This is a genomic window from Paracholeplasma morum (assembly GCF_016907055.1).
Taxonomy (GTDB): Bacteria; Bacillota_I; Bacilli_A; order Acholeplasmatales; family UBA5453; genus Paracholeplasma; species Paracholeplasma morum.
Genome location: NZ_JAFBBG010000003.1, coordinates 1 through 16,944, shown reverse-complemented (window position 1 = coordinate 16,944; position 16,944 = coordinate 1). Strand labels below are relative to the sequence as shown.

At 35.8% G+C, this 16,944-nt stretch carries 15 protein-coding genes; 4 read left to right on the top strand and 11 right to left on the bottom strand.

Annotation, left to right across the window (positions count from 1 at the left end):
• Positions 1–9: 9 nt before the first annotated feature.
• From recR to JN09_RS02175, 8 genes are all read right to left on the bottom strand, one after another.
• Positions 10–603, bottom strand: coding sequence for a recombination mediator RecR (gene recR, locus JN09_RS02210; protein ID WP_204432187.1), 594 nt, complete (start codon positions 601–603; stop codon positions 10–12).
• Positions 604–891, bottom strand: coding sequence for a YbaB/EbfC family nucleoid-associated protein (locus tag JN09_RS02205; protein WP_204432185.1), 288 nt, complete (start codon positions 889–891; stop codon positions 604–606).
• Positions 892–896: 5 nt separating this feature from the next.
• Positions 897–2,618: a DNA polymerase III subunit gamma/tau gene (gene dnaX / locus JN09_RS02200; RefSeq protein ID WP_204432181.1), complete on the bottom strand. Its 1,722-nt coding sequence runs from the start codon at positions 2,616–2,618 to the stop codon at positions 897–899.
• Between the two features lie 49 nt (positions 2,619–2,667).
• Positions 2,668–4,020 carry a tRNA uridine-5-carboxymethylaminomethyl(34) synthesis GTPase MnmE gene (gene mnmE / locus JN09_RS02195; RefSeq protein ID WP_204432180.1) on the bottom strand — a complete coding sequence of 451 codons (1,353 nt, stop codon included), beginning with the start codon at positions 4,018–4,020 and terminating at the stop codon, positions 2,668–2,670.
• A gap of 91 nt (positions 4,021–4,111) precedes the next feature.
• Positions 4,112–4,648, bottom strand: coding sequence for an MgtC/SapB family protein (locus tag JN09_RS02190; RefSeq protein ID WP_204432179.1), 537 nt, complete (start codon positions 4,646–4,648; stop codon positions 4,112–4,114).
• Positions 4,645–5,517 carry a tRNA 2-thiocytidine biosynthesis TtcA family protein gene (locus tag JN09_RS02185; RefSeq protein WP_204432177.1) on the bottom strand — a complete coding sequence of 291 codons (873 nt, stop codon included), beginning with the start codon at positions 5,515–5,517 and terminating at the stop codon, positions 4,645–4,647. Before JN09_RS02185 ends, JN09_RS02190 begins: the two co-directional genes overlap by 4 nt.
• 4 nt (positions 5,518–5,521) lie before the next feature.
• Complete coding sequence (locus JN09_RS02180; RefSeq protein WP_204432176.1) at positions 5,522–6,469, bottom strand: DHH family phosphoesterase; 948 nt, start codon at positions 6,467–6,469, stop codon at positions 5,522–5,524.
• 1 nt (position 6,470) lies between these two features.
• Positions 6,471–7,415 carry a DHH family phosphoesterase gene (locus JN09_RS02175; protein WP_204432175.1) on the bottom strand — a complete coding sequence of 315 codons (945 nt, stop codon included), beginning with the start codon at positions 7,413–7,415 and terminating at the stop codon, positions 6,471–6,473.
• Positions 7,416–7,608: 193 nt separating this feature from the next.
• Between JN09_RS02175 and ppdK the strand changes: the two genes are divergently transcribed.
• Positions 7,609–10,239, top strand: a complete 2,631-nt coding sequence (gene ppdK / locus JN09_RS02170; RefSeq protein WP_204432381.1) for a pyruvate, phosphate dikinase — start codon at positions 7,609–7,611, stop codon at positions 10,237–10,239.
• An 89-nt stretch (positions 10,240–10,328) separates the two neighbouring features.
• Here the strand turns inward: ppdK and JN09_RS02165 are convergent, their stop codons facing one another.
• Positions 10,329–11,699 (bottom strand): deoxyribodipyrimidine photo-lyase, encoded by a 1,371-nt coding sequence (locus JN09_RS02165; RefSeq protein ID WP_204432174.1) that lies wholly within the window; start codon positions 11,697–11,699, stop codon positions 10,329–10,331.
• Positions 11,700–11,848: 149 nt separating this feature from the next.
• Here JN09_RS02165 and JN09_RS02160 point away from each other — a divergent pair, with 149 nt between their 5' ends.
• Both JN09_RS02160 and JN09_RS02155 read left to right on the top strand, forming a co-directional pair.
• A complete protein-coding gene (locus tag JN09_RS02160; RefSeq protein ID WP_204432172.1) occupies positions 11,849–12,250 on the top strand; it encodes a DUF2177 family protein in 402 nt (133 codons plus the stop codon).
• Between the two features lie 8 nt (positions 12,251–12,258).
• Positions 12,259–14,022: a DAK2 domain-containing protein gene (locus JN09_RS02155; protein ID WP_204432171.1), complete on the top strand. Its 1,764-nt coding sequence runs from the start codon at positions 12,259–12,261 to the stop codon at positions 14,020–14,022.
• A 52-nt stretch (positions 14,023–14,074) separates the two neighbouring features.
• Here JN09_RS02155 and JN09_RS02150 read toward each other — a convergent pair whose 3' ends face one another.
• Complete coding sequence (locus JN09_RS02150; RefSeq protein ID WP_204432170.1) at positions 14,075–14,866, bottom strand: hypothetical protein; 792 nt, start codon at positions 14,864–14,866, stop codon at positions 14,075–14,077.
• Positions 14,866–16,497 carry a lamin tail domain-containing protein gene (locus tag JN09_RS02145; protein ID WP_204432169.1) on the bottom strand — a complete coding sequence of 544 codons (1,632 nt, stop codon included), beginning with the start codon at positions 16,495–16,497 and terminating at the stop codon, positions 14,866–14,868. Before JN09_RS02145 ends, JN09_RS02150 begins: the two co-directional genes overlap by 1 nt.
• 193 nt (positions 16,498–16,690) lie before the next feature.
• Here JN09_RS02145 and JN09_RS02140 point away from each other — a divergent pair.
• Positions 16,691–16,944 (top strand): helix-turn-helix domain-containing protein (locus tag JN09_RS02140; protein ID WP_204432166.1); only part of this gene is annotated, 254 nt, incomplete at its 3' end.

Here is a 16,944-nt window from a genome sequence, read left to right as displayed (position 1 = left end):
AATCAACTCCTATTCATACTTAAGTCTATTGTTAAGCGCTCTTTCAAGCGTTTGATCATCGGCGTAGCTCAAGTCTGCGCCAACGGGTATACCGTAAGCAATGCGAGATACTAACACTGGATACTGTTTTAACAGTTCCTTGATGTACTGCGCGGTTAACTCACCTTCTACAGTACCAGATAATGACAATATAACTTCTTTTACGCCATCAAGACGTTTGAATAAAGAGTCGATGTTGAGATCCTCAGCGCTAATGCCTCTTGAAAAATCAATCGATCCCCCTAAGACGTGGTATTTTCCATGGAACAAATGGTTTCGTTCTAATACGAAGACATCTCGTTCATCTGATACGACCATAATCGTATCATCGTCGCGGTTTTCATCTTCACATATACTACAATGTTCTTCCATCAATACACCACAAATAGGGCAGTGAGAAATGTTGTTTTTGGCTGAAACTAGATGGTTAGAGAACTCACTGACGACTTCTTTATCCATTTGACTAATGACAAACAATGCCAATCGTTCAGCGCTTTTCTTTCCAATACCAGGGAATTTTTTAAAATCTTCTACCAGTTTTAAAAAACTGTCTGGATACTTCATTTAGAATCCCATACCCATTCCAGATGTGAATCTTCCCATTTCTTCAGAAGTGGTTTTATCAACCACAGCAACAGCATTATTAACAGCTGCAACAATCGCATCTTGTAGCATTTCAATGTCTTCAAGTAGTTCTTTGTCTAATTTGATGTCTACAATTTGGTGTGATCCTAACATAATCACTTTTACCCCACTTGCTTGACCTTCAAATTCTGTCATTTGAAGTCTTTCTTGGGTTTCTTGCATTTCCTTTTGAAGTTTTTGTAATTTTCTAATCATATTTTGGTTCATGTCTATTACTCCTTTATCATAACTTTATCTTTGCCAAAGAAATCAATGGCTAGTGCAACCGATCCTGGTTGCCAGGTGTCTTCGTCTTCTTGGTATAATTCTAAATCAAGTTTTGGTAAGGTAGGTTTCTTATTACCAGATTTCCATTGTTTAATAAACGAATCAAACAAGATATTCCATGAGGCTTCATCTATACACACAAAATCATCAATTAACTTTGATTTCGCATTTAATATATCAAACACAAGTTTCTTCGTTTGTTGTTTTAACATCAATCTGCAGTTAATTTTGTTTGGATAAACTAACAGAATCTCTCTGTTGGTTGCTGCAACCAATTTAGCTTCATGAAGTAACATCGCAGTTGTCTCTAAGCGTGGATCTTTGATTTGTGGCAATCGATCCCAGCCTTTCAACATCAAGTTCTTCTTTTCAACATCTCCGTTATTTAAAATGCGTTCAATGTCTGTAACGGATACAAGCGGCTTTTGTTCCCTTGAAGTTTCTTTTTCAAGAACTTGACTATCGGTTGAAACTTCTTTATCTTTTGATTTTATGATTTGAGGTGGATTAGATTTGATCTTAGACAGTTCAAATTCAAGACCACTAATTCGTTTGTTAAGAACTTCAATGCTATCATGATAATCGATACGATCTATTTGCTTATGGTCAATCATCTTAACAATCGCAAGCTCCAAATAAGCGCGTTTTTGATTACTCCACTTAATATCGTTTTGCGTTCCGTTTAATACATCTAGATAGAAATAAATTCGGTCGTTTGAATATTGTTTTGATAATTCTTCTAAGTATTTGGTTGGTCTTTCTGAATCAAAGACGACATTCTTTTCGATGAGTAAGTCTCTTAAAGTTGAGATTAAATCCGAAACAATTTTTGAGACTTCTTTTCCATCTTCAATCATTTCGTTTAGTAACGCGAATGCTTCGGTTGTCTCTTTTTTGTATATGAAATCAAGCAATCTCATCAGGTTTGTTTTGGATACTGAACCGCTGACCGCATATACGTCTTCTTCGGTGACTAAATCATCTGAAAATGAGATGGCTTGGTCTAATAGGCTAAGGGCATCTCTAAGTCCACCCTCGGCATATCTGGCGATTTCAGTAATCGCTTGGTCTGTAATTTTGACTTGTTCTAATTCCTTAATTGCATGTAATTTTTTTTCGATGTCTTTTGGAGAAATCCCTCTAAAATCAAAACGTTGACATCTTGATAAGATGGTCGCAGGAATCTTATTGGGTTCTGTGGTTGCGAGAATAAAAATAACGTGTTTAGGTGGTTCTTCTAGCGTCTTTAATAAGGCGTTGAAAGCCCCAGTTGATAACATATGAACTTCATCGATGATATAGACTTTATACTTTGCCATCGATGGAAGGTATTTGACTTTTTCTCTTAAATCTCTAATTTCATCCACACCATTATTTGATGCAGCATCGATTTCAACTACGTCAGAGATAACGCCTGATTGAATGGCTGAACAAGTAGCACATTCGCCACAAGCATCCTTGACTGGTGCGTGTTCACAGTTAACTGCTTTAGCAAGTATCTTTGCGATACTAGTCTTCCCTGTTCCTCTTGGACCACTGAATAAATAGGCATGTGCAATTTTATCGTGTAATAATGCATTTTGTAGGGTTTTAACAATGACTTCTTGACCTGCTACTTCTGAAAAGTTTCTTGGTCTATAAGTTCTGTATAAAGCTTGATAGGACATCGCACACACTCCTTTGCTAATGTATTATATCATATATGATATGCTTTTTTTACTTTCCTAAACAAAATTTAGAGAATAGTTCACTGATTAAATCTTCAGGATGATAATCTCCAGTAATCTCTCCTAGATATTGCCAAGCCTTCTTTAAATCTATCTCGACAATATCGATTGGCATATCCAGTTCTATGCCATCAATGACAGCTTGTAAAGCTTCGATGGTGTCTTTGATTTTGGCTATATGTCTTACATTTGATAGGATATTGAAATCCTTGTCTTTAATGTCGCTCATTCCTAGCACATGGATGATTTCTTTTTCTAAATCCTTCAAACCTTCTTTGGTCAAGGTTGATAACCTTAATAGGTGAATACCTTCTAAATCCAGTACTCGCTCTAAGTCATTTTTATTGCCAACGATAATTCTCTTCTTGTTTTTGGTCTGTTCAAGCAACAGTTCATCTTCTTTAGATAATTTTCTACTTTGATCCAAAACCAAGATCACCAGTTCCGCAGATTCAATGGCTTTTTTTGAACGGTCTACACCGATTTTTTCAACCACATCTTTGGTTTCTCTAATGCCGGCTGTATCCACTAGAATTAAGGTGATCCCACCTATATTGATGTAAGCTTCAATCGTATCTCTGGTTGTCCCTTCGATGTCTGTAACGATGGCTCGTTCCTCGTTTAATAACGCATTAAGTAAACTGCTCTTTCCGACGTTAGGTTTACCAACAATGGCAGTTCTTACACCTTCACGGATAATCTTACCTTTGTCTGCATCTTCTAGTAGCGTATGTAGTTGATCTTTAATTTTTATGACTTCAGGTTTGATGACTTCATTGCCCATCACCTGTGCATCATCATATTCTGGATAATCGATATTAACCTCGATTTTTGCAACTAAGTTTAGCACCGTTTCTCTAGTGGCTTCAATGCCTTTTTTTATGTTACCACTAAGACCGGATAATGCCAGTTTCATCGCATTTTCGTTCTTAGCATGAATCAAATCCATAATGGCTTCTGCTTGAGTTAAATCAATTCTTCCATTAACAAAAGCACGCTTAGAAAACTCGCCAGGTTCTGCAAGTTTAATCCCGGTTTCTAGTACTCTTTCTAAAACTTTTTGTGTCACTAGAATTCCACCGTGACAGGAGATTTCTACAGTATCTTCAGCTGTAAATGTTTTAGGTCCTTTTAAGATTGTCACTAAAACTTCATCAATTACTTTAGATGACTGATCAATAATATGTCCATAAACCACTGTGTGGCTTTTAACTTTGTTAAGGTTTCTACCTTTGAAAATAAGGTTTACTTTCTCGATGGCATCACTGCCACTTACTCTTATAACAGCGATTCCTGCTGTCCCAAATGGGGTCGCAATCGCAGCGATTGTATCTAGTATCATAGAATCACATCCTAACTTCAATTATATCATTTAACATAGTTAAAAAAAACAAAAACGTAGTCGCCTACGTTTCTAGTATTTAATATAGATATTATGCGTGACGTCTAATGTCATCTGCATTCGCTTCTTCTTCATCTAAGAAATCATGATGAACATGGGGAATGAACGGGTTAATTCCACGTTTCAAATCTCTAGTATAGATGAATAACACTAAGAATCCGCCAAAAATGAGTGATGTTAAGATGTATCCACTACCAGCAACTAATCCCATCATTGCGGTTGCCCAAATGGTTGCCGCAGTAGTTAAACCAATAATGTTTTTTTGGCCTTTCATAATTACCCCAGCCCCGATGAACCCAACGCCCGGCAATACTTGTGCGATGAGTCTTTGGTTATCTGCAGCCGAATTTCCGCCTTGATGTTCATACATAAATAATTGGACGATCCCCAGCATTGTGGTAGAAACAGCAATTAGAATATGTGCAGAAATCCCTGCTGATTTACCGATGTTTTGTCTTTCTAATCCAATTAGAAAACTATAAAATACAGAAATTGCAAGTGGCAACATGATTCTCATCCAAAAATCTCCACTTTGAAATACTTGTAATTCAATATCGAATGGTGTCATTTCTTTTTATTCCTTTCTTCATATATATCGTTAAAGTCATACTTTCTATCCTCATACTGACAACCTAGTACAGCATTGATGTTTACATTCTCAGATGCTTTAAAAATCGATTGATCCACTTCCGGATGAACCTTTCTCAAGTCTGCAATTAGGTTTTTGATCTCTCTTCTTTTGGAAGAAGTTCTGCTTGCAACTACGGTACAACCACAGTTCATAGATTGTATACCATTAGAGGTGGTAAATCTGATGATGTCGGCTTCTTTGATGTAAAACATTGGTCTGATTAGCTCAATGTTTTCAAAGTTGTCAGCTGTGATTTTTGGGACCATTGTTTTAAACTGGCCACCATATAAAACGTTTAACATTGTGGTTTCAATAACGTCATCAAAATGATGACCTAAAGCTAGTTTATTACAGCCCAGTTCTTGAGCTGCGTTGTACAAGAATCCTCTACGCATTCTAGCACACATGTAACAAGGATTATCAGATGCGATTTTACCTGCAACAGCGAAGACGTTGGATTTTTTGATAACCACTGGGATGTCTAAATACTTACAATTAGTCTTTAGCAATTCTAAGTTAACTTCATTAAATCCTGGGTCCATCGCTAAGTAAACCACATCAAATTTAACAATACTGTGTTTATGTAATTCTTGGACTAGTTTTGCTAGTAATAGTGAGTCTTTTCCGCCACTAATACCGACTGCTACTTTATCATTCTCTTCAATGAGTTTGTAATCTTTGACAGCTTTGATAAACTTTGCCCAAATATCTTTACGGTATGTCTTAATAATACTTCTTTCAATATGGTCTAAAGTCTGAAGCGGTTCTGTGACAACAATTCTTTCACATACCTCTCTGATTTCCATATAATTACCCGTTATAAGCGTCTAATACATCGCCAACGCGTTTTTTGAACAATTCCAATTCATCCCAACTGTTTAATTTACAACCGGATGCTTTCGCATGACCACCACCGCCAAATTCATTAGCTAGTGTAGAAATCACTGGTCCTCTTGAGCGTAATCTAATACGAATTTCATCGTTAGGGTACTCTAGAATAATTGCCCATACTGGATAACCTTCAATTCCTGCAATCACAGAAACCATTGAAGCCGCTTGTTCATCTGTAACCCCAAATGATTCAATAACGTCTCTGGTTAATGTCACATAGATAAACCCTTTTTCTGTTGTAACAAAATGAGATAAGATATAGCCTTTTAAGCGAGTCATTTGTAAAGTCTCAACGGATAGTTTTCCATCAACAAACTCTACGTCAACACCCTTAGTTAATAACATACCTGCAATCTCATGTGTTTGTTTGGAAACGCCTCTAAAACGGAATCTTCCAGTATCTGTAAGTATACCTGTATACATCGCAAGTGCACCTTCATAACCAAGTTTTAATTCTTTTTTATAGTTTAAATAAAAGTGTGCAATCATTTGTGCACAGGAAGGATAGTTTGTGTCTACCCAACGGTAATCGCCGTAATCATTAACTGGAATATGGTGGTCAATTTTAATGACTTCTTTTCCTAGTTTATATCGTTTATCAGAGATTCTTTCTTCGGTTGCAGTATCCACAACAATCGATAATGCGCCTTCATAAAGTGCGTCTTCAATACTATCAGGTGTTCCTACAAAACTTACGAAATCAGAAGTTTCACCAACTACGTAAACTTCCTTTTCTGGAAATGAGTTTTTGATAATGTCTTTTAGACCAAACTGAGCACCATAGCAGTCTCCATCTGGTCTTTGGTGACCATGAATGATAATGCGGTCGTATGCTTTAATCTTTTTAATAATAATTGGGTTAATCATGTTACTTATTCTCCTTTAATAATGCCTTATAGTCTTTGATGACTTCATCTACTTCTTCCCATGATTTCAAGCTTGCTCCGCAGGCTTGTTCATGTCCCCCACCGCCATACTTCTTAGCGATATCTACAATTTTGATTTCTCTTGATCTAAATTCCCCAATGATGATATTACGTTCTTTATCAAAAGTGAAGTTCAACCATATTTTGATTTCTTCAATTCCAGCAGCTAAATTAACCATACCTCTAGATACTGAGAAGACATCGATGTTAAATAGTTCAAATACATCCTGATCGTTCTTTAGATAAGCAACGCCATCTTCATAAACAAATCTATTTTGAAAGAATGTCTTTTGCTTCTTATTTTCAAGTGTTTCTACGTATAAGAAATCGTAAAGTTCTGTAGTTTTTGCACCTAAACTTGTTAGGATAGAAGCCACTAGAAACACTCTTTCTGGTTCATGCATCCACTGAAATCTTCCAGTGTCTGTTACAATTCCAGCATATAAAAACGATGCGGCTCTTTCGTTAATCTTTAAGTTCAATTCTAATGCTAAATCTGTGATTAATTCAGCACAGGCTGAGAAGCTTGAATCACTAATAACCAGTGTAGCTTCTTCTATGTCACATTCATTTTTATGATGGTCAATAACGATTACTTCTTTGGCAAGCTTATATCTATCATCTGAAACCATTTGTTTTACTGCGACATCTACGATAAAGACTAAGGCATTTTCGTAAACTGAATCTTCAATTTCTTGCATGTCCTTATCTTTATCAAAACGATTAGAATCTCCTACTACATAGACATTTTTATTGGGGAAATTTTCAAGAATGATTTCCTTTAATCCGACTTGAGAGCCAATGGCATCGAAGTCTGGTTTTGAGTGTCTGTGAATAATGATGGTTTTGTAGTTGATTATCTTCGTTAAAACGGATTGATAATTCATTAATTGTTTCACCCTTTCTACTTAAGTAAGGCATATTATACTGGGGTGCCTTATAATAGTATACCATAAATAATATCCTATATTAAAGTACAATCTCGTACGCATTAGCGCACATGCGTGCGTTAATCGTTGTATTTTCAGAAATTTGTTGCTATAATTAGTATGTATGAAAATCGTTAGAAAGGAAGATACAATGACTAAGTACGTATATTTGTTCAAAGAAGGACAAGCAAGCATGAAAAACCTACTTGGTGGTAAAGGTGCAAACCTTGCAGAAATGTCAAGCTTAGGCTTACCAGTTCCTCAAGGATTCACTGTTACAACAGAAGCTTGTAACAAATACTACCATGACGGTAAAGTAATCACACAAGATGTTGTCGATCAAATTTTCGAAGCTTTAGCAGCTACTGAAAAAGAATTCGGTAAAAAATTCGGCGACAGCCAAAACCCATTCCTAGTATCTGTACGTTCAGGCGCTAGAGCCTCAATGCCAGGTATGATGGACACGATCCTAAACCTAGGTTTAACGGATCAAGCCGTAGAAGGCTTAGCAAAACTAACTGATAACCCACGTTTTGCTTATGACTCCTATAGAAGATTTATCCAAATGTTCGCCGATGTTGTAATGGAAATCGACAAAGCAAATTTCGAACATCTTCTAGAGGCAATGAAAGAAGCTAAAGGGGTTCATTTAGACACAGATCTAGATGCTAACGACCTTAAAGAATTGGTTAGACAATTCAAAGTCAAATATGAAGAATTAAAGGGCGAACCATTCCCACAAGATCCAAAAGTACAATTAATTGATGCTATTACAGCTGTATTCAGATCATGGGACAACCCAAGAGCGAATACATACCGTATGTTAAACCACATTCCTTATGAATGGGGAACAGCTGTAAACGTTCAAGGAATGGTATTTGGTAACATGGGTCAAGATTCAGGAACAGGGGTTGCTTTCTCAAGAAACCCAGCTACTGGTGAAGACGTGTTATATGGAGAATACCTATTTAATGCACAAGGTGAAGACGTTGTAGCTGGTATTCGTACACCAAAACCAATTTCCGAATTAAAGTTAGACAATGAAGCACTTTATAACGAATTCCATGATATTTCTAAAAAACTAGAAAAACACTACAGAGACATGCAAGATATGGAATTTACCATTGAAAAAGGTAAATTATACATGTTACAAACTCGTAATGGTAAGAGAACTGCACAAGCTGCTGTTAAATTAGCAATTGACCTAGTTAATGAAGGTTTATTAACTAAGGAAGAAGCTATTCTAAAAGTAGAACCTGCACAATTAGACTCATTACTGCACCCAACATTCGATCCTAAAGCATTAAAAGCTGCAAAACCTGTAACTCAAGGTTTAGCTGCATCACCAGGTGCTGCTTATGGTAGAGTTGTTTTCACAGCTGAAAGAGCTTCTGAACTAGTTAAACAAGATAAACTTCCTGTTGTTCTAGTTAGACAAGAAACTTCTCCTGAAGACATCGAAGGTATGGTTGTTTCTGCTGGTATCTTAACTGCTCGTGGTGGTATGACATCACACGCTGCCGTTGTTGCACGCGGTATGGGTACATGCTGTGTTGCTGGTGCTGGTGAAGTTAAAGTTAATGAAGCAGGTAAATTCTTCACGGTTAATGGTCATAAGTTTAACGAAGGTGATTACATCTCAATCGATGGATCAACTGGTTATGTTTATGGTGAAAAGATTGCAACTGTTGAAGCAACTGTTTCTGGTGACTTCGCTACATTAATGCAATGGGCTGACGAAATCAGAGTATTAAAAGTTAGAACTAATGCTGACACACCAAGAGATGCTCACCAAGCAAGAGAATTCGGTGCTGAAGGTATCGGTCTATGCCGTACTGAACATATGTTCTTTGAAGCATCACGTATTAAAGCAATTCGCGAAATGATCGTTGCTAAAAACTTAGTAGAAAGACAAGCTGCACTTGCTAAGTTATTACCTATGCAAAGAGAAGACTTCGTTAAGCTCTATAAGGAAATGGAAGGGTATGCCGTAACTGTTAGATACTTAGACCCACCTCTACATGAATTCGTTCCTCATACAGATGAAGAAATCCAAGAATTAGCTAAAGAAATGAAACTTTCTTTCGAAGATCTTAAGAGAACTATCGAAGACTTACACGAAACTAACCCAATGTTAGGTCACCGTGGTGTTAGACTTTCAGTAACTTATCCAGAAATTGCAGAAATGCAAACTAGAGCCGTTATCGAAGCCGCTATCCAAGTAACTAAAGAAGGGTTAACTGTTGTACCTGAAATCATGATTCCATTAGTTGGTGAAGTAAGAGAATTCAACTTCGTTAAGAAGATTGTAGTTCAAACTGCTGACAAACTAATCAAAGAATCTGGATTAGACATCAAGTACTTAGTAGGTACAATGATCGAAATCCCAAGAGCTGCAATCTTAGCTGATGAAATCGCTAAAGAAGCTGAATTCTTCTCATTCGGTACTAACGACTTAACACAAATGACATTCGGCTTCAGCCGTGATGATGCTGGTAAGTTCTTACCTGACTACTATAAGACTAAGATTTACGAATCAGATCCATTTGCTCACATCGACCAAAAGGGTGTTGGTAAACTTATGAAGATGGGCGTTGACTTAGGTAACCAAACTCGTCCAAACATCAAGACTGGTATTTGTGGAGAACATGGTGGAGATCCTCAATCCGTTGAATTCTGTCATGCAATCGGTCTAGATTATGTTTCATGTTCACCATTTAGAGTGCCAATCGCACGTCTAGCTGCTGCACATGCTCAAATCAAAAACCCACGTAAAAAGTAATCTATAGTTTTTAAGGATGTTGACGAAAGTCTTCATCCTTTTTTTATAGACAAAAACAGCACTAAAGGGCTTCCTTTAGTGCTTTTACGTTATCTGTAAGTCACTTTATTAATGTATCCTTGCATGTCAAATTTTCTTTCTAACCCTTTGTCATTCATATACCTTAGTTTCCCAAAAATAGGTCTTTCAGTCCAAGCTCTATCGTGTTTTCCAAAACACCAGGCGACACCAGCATAACTATTTGGGTCTCTACCATCAATGAAGTATCTATTATTAAGTTTTAGAATGGTTTTATAAGCTTCTTCGTGTGTTTTTGACCATTCAATGATTTTCTTAGCCCAGTACATTCTCATATAATTATGCATGTAGCCTGTTTCAACCATTTCTTTCATCGCAGCATTGAAATACGGATCATGTGTTTGGTAATTTAAATAGTCTCTCTCTTCATAAAGATAAGGTCTATCGTCCTTTTTATGTGCATCGATTGTTTCATATGCCCAGGGTTCTGTCATTCCATAAAAATCATCATATCTTGGATTATAAAATACATAATTGAAGGCAAGTTCTCTTCTAATGAATAGTTGTTCTTTAAATGCTAGAAACGCTTCTTCTTTGATTCTATTTTGACTGAGTGCTAGTTCTAATTGATTAAGAATTTCTAAACTGCTGATTTGTCCAAAATGTAAGTACATTGACATTAAAGAGGTGTAGTCTGTTGAAGGGTCACTTGATTCCTCATAGTGATTGATCTTTGAATTAATGAAATCAAAAAGTTTCTTTTGGGCTTCAATATAGCCACCTTTATAAAGTGGACTCGCAGATAGGGTATCTTCAATCTTTAGTGTGTTCAGTGTTTGATTGATATCAAAAATGTCTACATCAGATGATAGATTCAGATTCGTTTTATTCTTGATATCCGGTAACTTGTCAAAATCATTGAAATCATCATACAACTTATTAAGTTTGGGCCTTATTGTATAAGCCCCATATTCTACCTTGTTGGATGCAACCTCAACCGGTACAATCAAGTCTGTATCAATCTCAATAATATCTAGACTATAATCTTTAGCTTTTAATAGAAGTTCTCTTCTCATAGCTTCTTGAGGTTTTAAATAACCTTTTTCCATAACAAGCGTGTATGCATTACTTAAATATGGTTCAATAACTTCTCTAGGTTTTCCAACCTTGATTATCATATTCAAATTGAGTTTACCTGCCCATCTATAGACATCTTTTAGTCCTTCAAGCATAAAAGTATATGATCTTATGTTTGCTTCAGGGTATGCTTGAAGGGCAAAAATGATCATCACTGGTAAGCCTTTTTGATTGGCGGTATCAATGGCATATTTCAAGGCATGATTGTAATGAATTCGTTGAGATTGTTGCATATAATAGATGACATATTTGCCATTTCTATTGCTGGTTCCTTCTTGAATCATCTTAATTCTTAACTTATTCATAGATTATCTCCTAATTTTGTCTGGTGTTCGAATTATTAGGTGCATGATGATGCACCATGTTGCTTATTCATATTATAATATAGATGATTGCTAATAACATTAAGTTTGAATATACTTTACGAATCATTAAATGAAAGGAGAGAATTATTATGGGAACATTTTTGAAGCTTTATGGAATTGCATTTACGGTATTTCTAGTTGTTGATTTGATTTGGTTAAGTTTAATTGCTAGGAAGCTCTATCAAAACCAAATTGGATTTTTACTTAAAAACGATGTTAACTGGGCTGCTGCGATCATCTTCTACGTACTCTTCATAGCAGGACTTGTCGTATTTGTTATCCAGCCAAGTTTAGATGCGGATTCATTAGGTAAAGTTATGTTGTTAGGACTATTCTTTGGTTTAGTCACTTATGCTACTTATGACTTAACTAATCTGGCTACAATGAAAGACTGGCCTTTAAGCATCACAATCATTGATTTGGCTTGGGGTTCATTTCTAGGATTTTCCACTTCCACGATAACCTATTTAATCTATAATCTAATCAAATAGAGGTTTCTATGCAAAACACATTATCCAATGAGCACCTTTACCGTTGTTTCGTAGTAGGTGCTAAATATGTAATCACAGAAAAAGATGAACTAAATGCCATTAATGTCTTTCCGGTTGCGGATGGAGATACGGGGTCAAACCTATCTTCATTGATGAAAAGCATTCTTTTAAAATCTAGCCTTAAACCAACTTTAACAGAAACATTAAAAAGCATTACGAACGCAGCCATTGTTGGCGCACGAGGTAACTCAGGAATCATATTCGCATCCTACTTGGATGGTTTTTCACGCGATTTAAGAGCAGATGAAGTCGATATCGAAACCTTTATCAACTCAAGCGAGAAAGCCTCTCTAAGCGCGTATTCTTCGATTGAGAAACCTGTTGAAGGTACCATGATTACGCTCATGCGAATGTGGCATGAAACATTAAAGGTTTTAAATGACAAGAAACGCGATTTTATTGGTTTACTGTCGAGTGCACTTGATCGATTAAAGTTAGAACTAGAACATACCAAAGACTTATTACCTGTTTTAAAACAAAACAAGGTAGTGGACGCAGGTGCAAAAGGCTTCTATCATTTTATTGAAGGATTTGTCAGAGGTTTAAAAGACGAATCTGTTGATATCTCTTTTAAAACAGTTGAAGAGATGCCAATGCACGTAGATCATTTTGAAGCCAATCAAACAAGGTATTGTACAGAAGTTCTTATTGAGGGTAATAACATCAATAAAGATCTAATTAAGAAGACGCTACACCCTCTTGGAGATTCCATGGTAGTGGCTGGTAGTAGTTCTATGGTTAGAATTCATATCCACACAAACGATCCTGCAAAAGTGTTTGAACTGGTTGAACCTTTTGGTCAAATCGTCGATGAAAAAGTCGATGACATGAAACGCCAATTTGAAATTGCGAATCACCGTAAGCATAAAATAGCCTTGGTGACTGACTCTATTGCTGACTTAGAGGATGGCTTTGCAGAAGACAATCAAATCCACGTCTTAAATCTTGCTCTTTTAATTAATCAGACTACTTATTTTGATAAGCTTACCATTGAAAACAAGCGGTTTTATGGTTTGATGAAATCGTTAAAAGAGTACCCTAAATCCAGTCAACCTAATCCTAGATCAATCGATAACTTATACTCATATTTAACGACCTATTATGATGAAATCATCGTAATAACAGTGTCTTCAAAAATGAGTGGCACTTATCAAGCTCTGTTAAAAGGCGCAAGTGCATTTAAAGATAAAAAAATAACAGTTATAGATTCTCATCAAAATAGTGTTGCTGAAGGTCTACTTGTTCATAAAGCCATGGAATTCATTAAAGAAGGCATGGATTATGAGACAGTAATCGAGAAGATTGAGGCACTTAAACCACTAACTAAAATACTCGTATCCGTTAAAACTCTTAAATACATGATTCGTTCTGGAAGATTAAAGAGATCGGTAGGTTTCATTGGTAAACTTATTAATCTAAAACCAATCATTTCAATAGACCAAGAAGGCGTAGGAATTATCCACGATAAGGCAATAGGCATTAAGAAAGCCGATAATATTATCTTGAAACATATTAAGATGATTAAAGAAACTAGTGATATTGATATGATTGCCTTAGTACACGTAAATGCACTAGACCGCGCAATGTATTATAAAGAACGTATTGAAGCCTTAACTGGGGTAAGAGTAGCATACATCTCAGAAATCTCAACGATTGTTGCAATGAATGCCGGTATCGGATCAGTTGCGGTTGCTTATATAAAGAAAAAATGAAGTAATTGAATTACCCGCAAAAGAAAAAGCATGTCGCTCGGACATGCTTTTTTTATAGTTGTTTGGATTTTCTTCGTTCGTTTAGAATCGATTCATAGTCCATCAGTTGTCTTTTACCTTTGCGTTTATCATATAGATATAATCCGAATAAGGATAACGCAAATACCACTCCAAATATACTTAATGCGACCGAATAAACGATTAAATAAGGCGAATAATCAGGTTGGTCGTATAAATAGATGTCTTGATCGTTTAAAGCGTTATTAGGCAACTTTCCGTTTGCTTGAACGTAAGACTCAATCACAGTTTTTAACTCGAATGGACGATCTAATGTAGGTGTGAAAGATACTAAGACATTATCACTTCCATCTACCAGTTTCCATTCTTTGTTTAGTGTGGATTCGATGTAACTTCTCTTGATGTATACTTGTTCATCTTCTAACAATACAAGCACATCATAAATCATTCCTTGTGGGTAGAATACATATTGTTCTTTCTCGCCTTCAATCAAGATACGATAGTTTTCTCCTGTTTCAAATATGGTTTTGTTATGAAATATAACATAGACATATTCATCTAGTTTCGTCCCTTTTTTATCAGCTACAATCAGTTCGAAGAACTTAACATTGTATTGTTCTGTTTCCAAGGAATAGAGTGGAATTCTGTGGTTATAGTGAGGAACAGATCCGTAAAAATACAAGTAATCTGGATTATCTCCCCTTAAGTTTGGTTCAACATGTTCTTCAATATAACGTTCTGTAACGATATTATTCGCGGTATTAAAGCTAAACCAAAACAATAAAACCATCAACAACGCGAATAATATTCTATAGACAACTTTCATTATAGAGCGTGTACGCCTAAGTTATTATCCTTAGCATATTGTTCAGCGTCTTGGAACCAACGATATAAGTATCTGTTGTTATAAACCAATTTAGTTTCAGCAGTCAAGAAGTTATTGGAGAATCCATTTTTCACGATCAAATAGTTAACCAATTGACCATCTGCCCAAATCAATCCGATGTGACGACCGTATGTGTCTTTATACGCGTTACCTGGATCATTTTGTAAATAAATTTGGGTTGCTGATTCTAATAAACTTCTTGTGAATGCTTTCGCCTCAAGACCAACTGGTTGAACTTCTGGATGCGTTTCTGGTGTATCCACGCCTAAGAAACGAATACGTGCATTACTTAAGAAGCCTGGTGTAAATTCTGCTGTATCTCCATCGGTTGTTGTTACTAGAGTAACATTAGCGAATCCTCCAAGTGGATCACCAAAAGATCTTGCTGCAAAACTCATATCGATTTCAAATGATTCAGGTGCACTGAATGGGTGTGTTCCAAAAGGTTCTACATACGTTCCGATATACTCATCCCATGCATTAAAGTCAAACGTTCTAGTACCGGCTTTGATATCTCCTTGACGAACATAGACTTCATTTGTTAACGTAACTAATCTGGTACCCATTACGTTAACGATATCAACATATGATCCATTCTTATAGCGTAATTGAATAACATCATTCCCGTCGAAAACCAATGAGGTTGTAGATAAATTAGCTTTTTTGGAAACGTCTCTGTTGCCACCTGGATGTGCAATAATAAACGTTGAATGTGAATCTAATTGTCCATCTAATGGAATTGTATAAGTAGGAACTACTGACCCATTTTGCAATACCGCAATTGAATAATCTGCTAAGTTAATAGCGGCATTTGTTGGATTATAAAGTTCAACTGCTTTGTTAAAATCGCCATTATCATAGAACTTAGAAATGAATAAGGATTCATTTGCATTTAAGAAACTGTTGGAATATAGATTAACCGTAACCATTTGAGTTGGTTCAATCTTTTCTCCCACTTCAAAGCCTTCAAAACTATGGAATGTGTCAGCTTCTTTAGTATCATCTTCAATGTATACATAGTTGAATTGAATCAATGCGTCATTCAATGCTTGACCGATTTGATATTTATTGAGGCCAACTAAATCTGGTAATATAACAAATGAGTTAATTGCAATTTTGACTTTGATTTCGTCTGTAGTAATCGCTGATAGTTTATCGCCTACATTAGCGCCATCATATCCTGCCCAAGTCATATCAGCAAAGTCATTGTTTGGATCATCAAACACAACAACAACATCTTTACCTACCTTTTCAAATAGGATAATGATTTCACTCTCAGTTTTGCCCGTTAAATCTGGCAATACATACGAATTAACGTGTACTTTAACGATAACATCTTTTTTGATTTCGTCTCCAACACTGTGCGTATCATATTTGATAAATACGTTATTAGGTTTATCAAAATCACTCTCTTCGATTAGTTCATATGCAATCTTAGCTTCTGTCAATATTGAACTAACTTCTTCAGTTGTTTTGTTTGTTAAATCCGGTAGTTTTGGATTTAACACTTTCTTTTCGCATCCTGCTAGAAAAACAAGCAACAATACGAGAATCGGTAATATTTTTTTCATACAAATCTCCTCTACTAAAAAATAGTGCACTATTATTATACCATAAATATGTATTTATAATACATAACCAAAAAGATGGGAAAACTAATATAAAAGAAAAAAGGACACATTGATATGATACCTCTAAAGTAGACACAGGAAATAATATAAAGAAATATATATTATTACTGTTAATACTTGGAGGTATTTTATTTTGAGAAAAAACAAACGATTAAGTTATGAAGAAAAATTACTTATTTGCACGATATATGAGAAAGGCGAAGGGTCACTTAGACAGTTAGCAAGTCAGTTTGGCGTAAGCAAAAGCGCAATAGAGGTACTGATTTTCAAATATAGTAAGTTTGGTGCTGAAGCATTACGTATGCAAGGTATGAATCAAAGTTATACTGAAACATTAAAAAATGAAGTTGTTGAATCATATAGGAATGGTGCTGGAAGTTATTATGA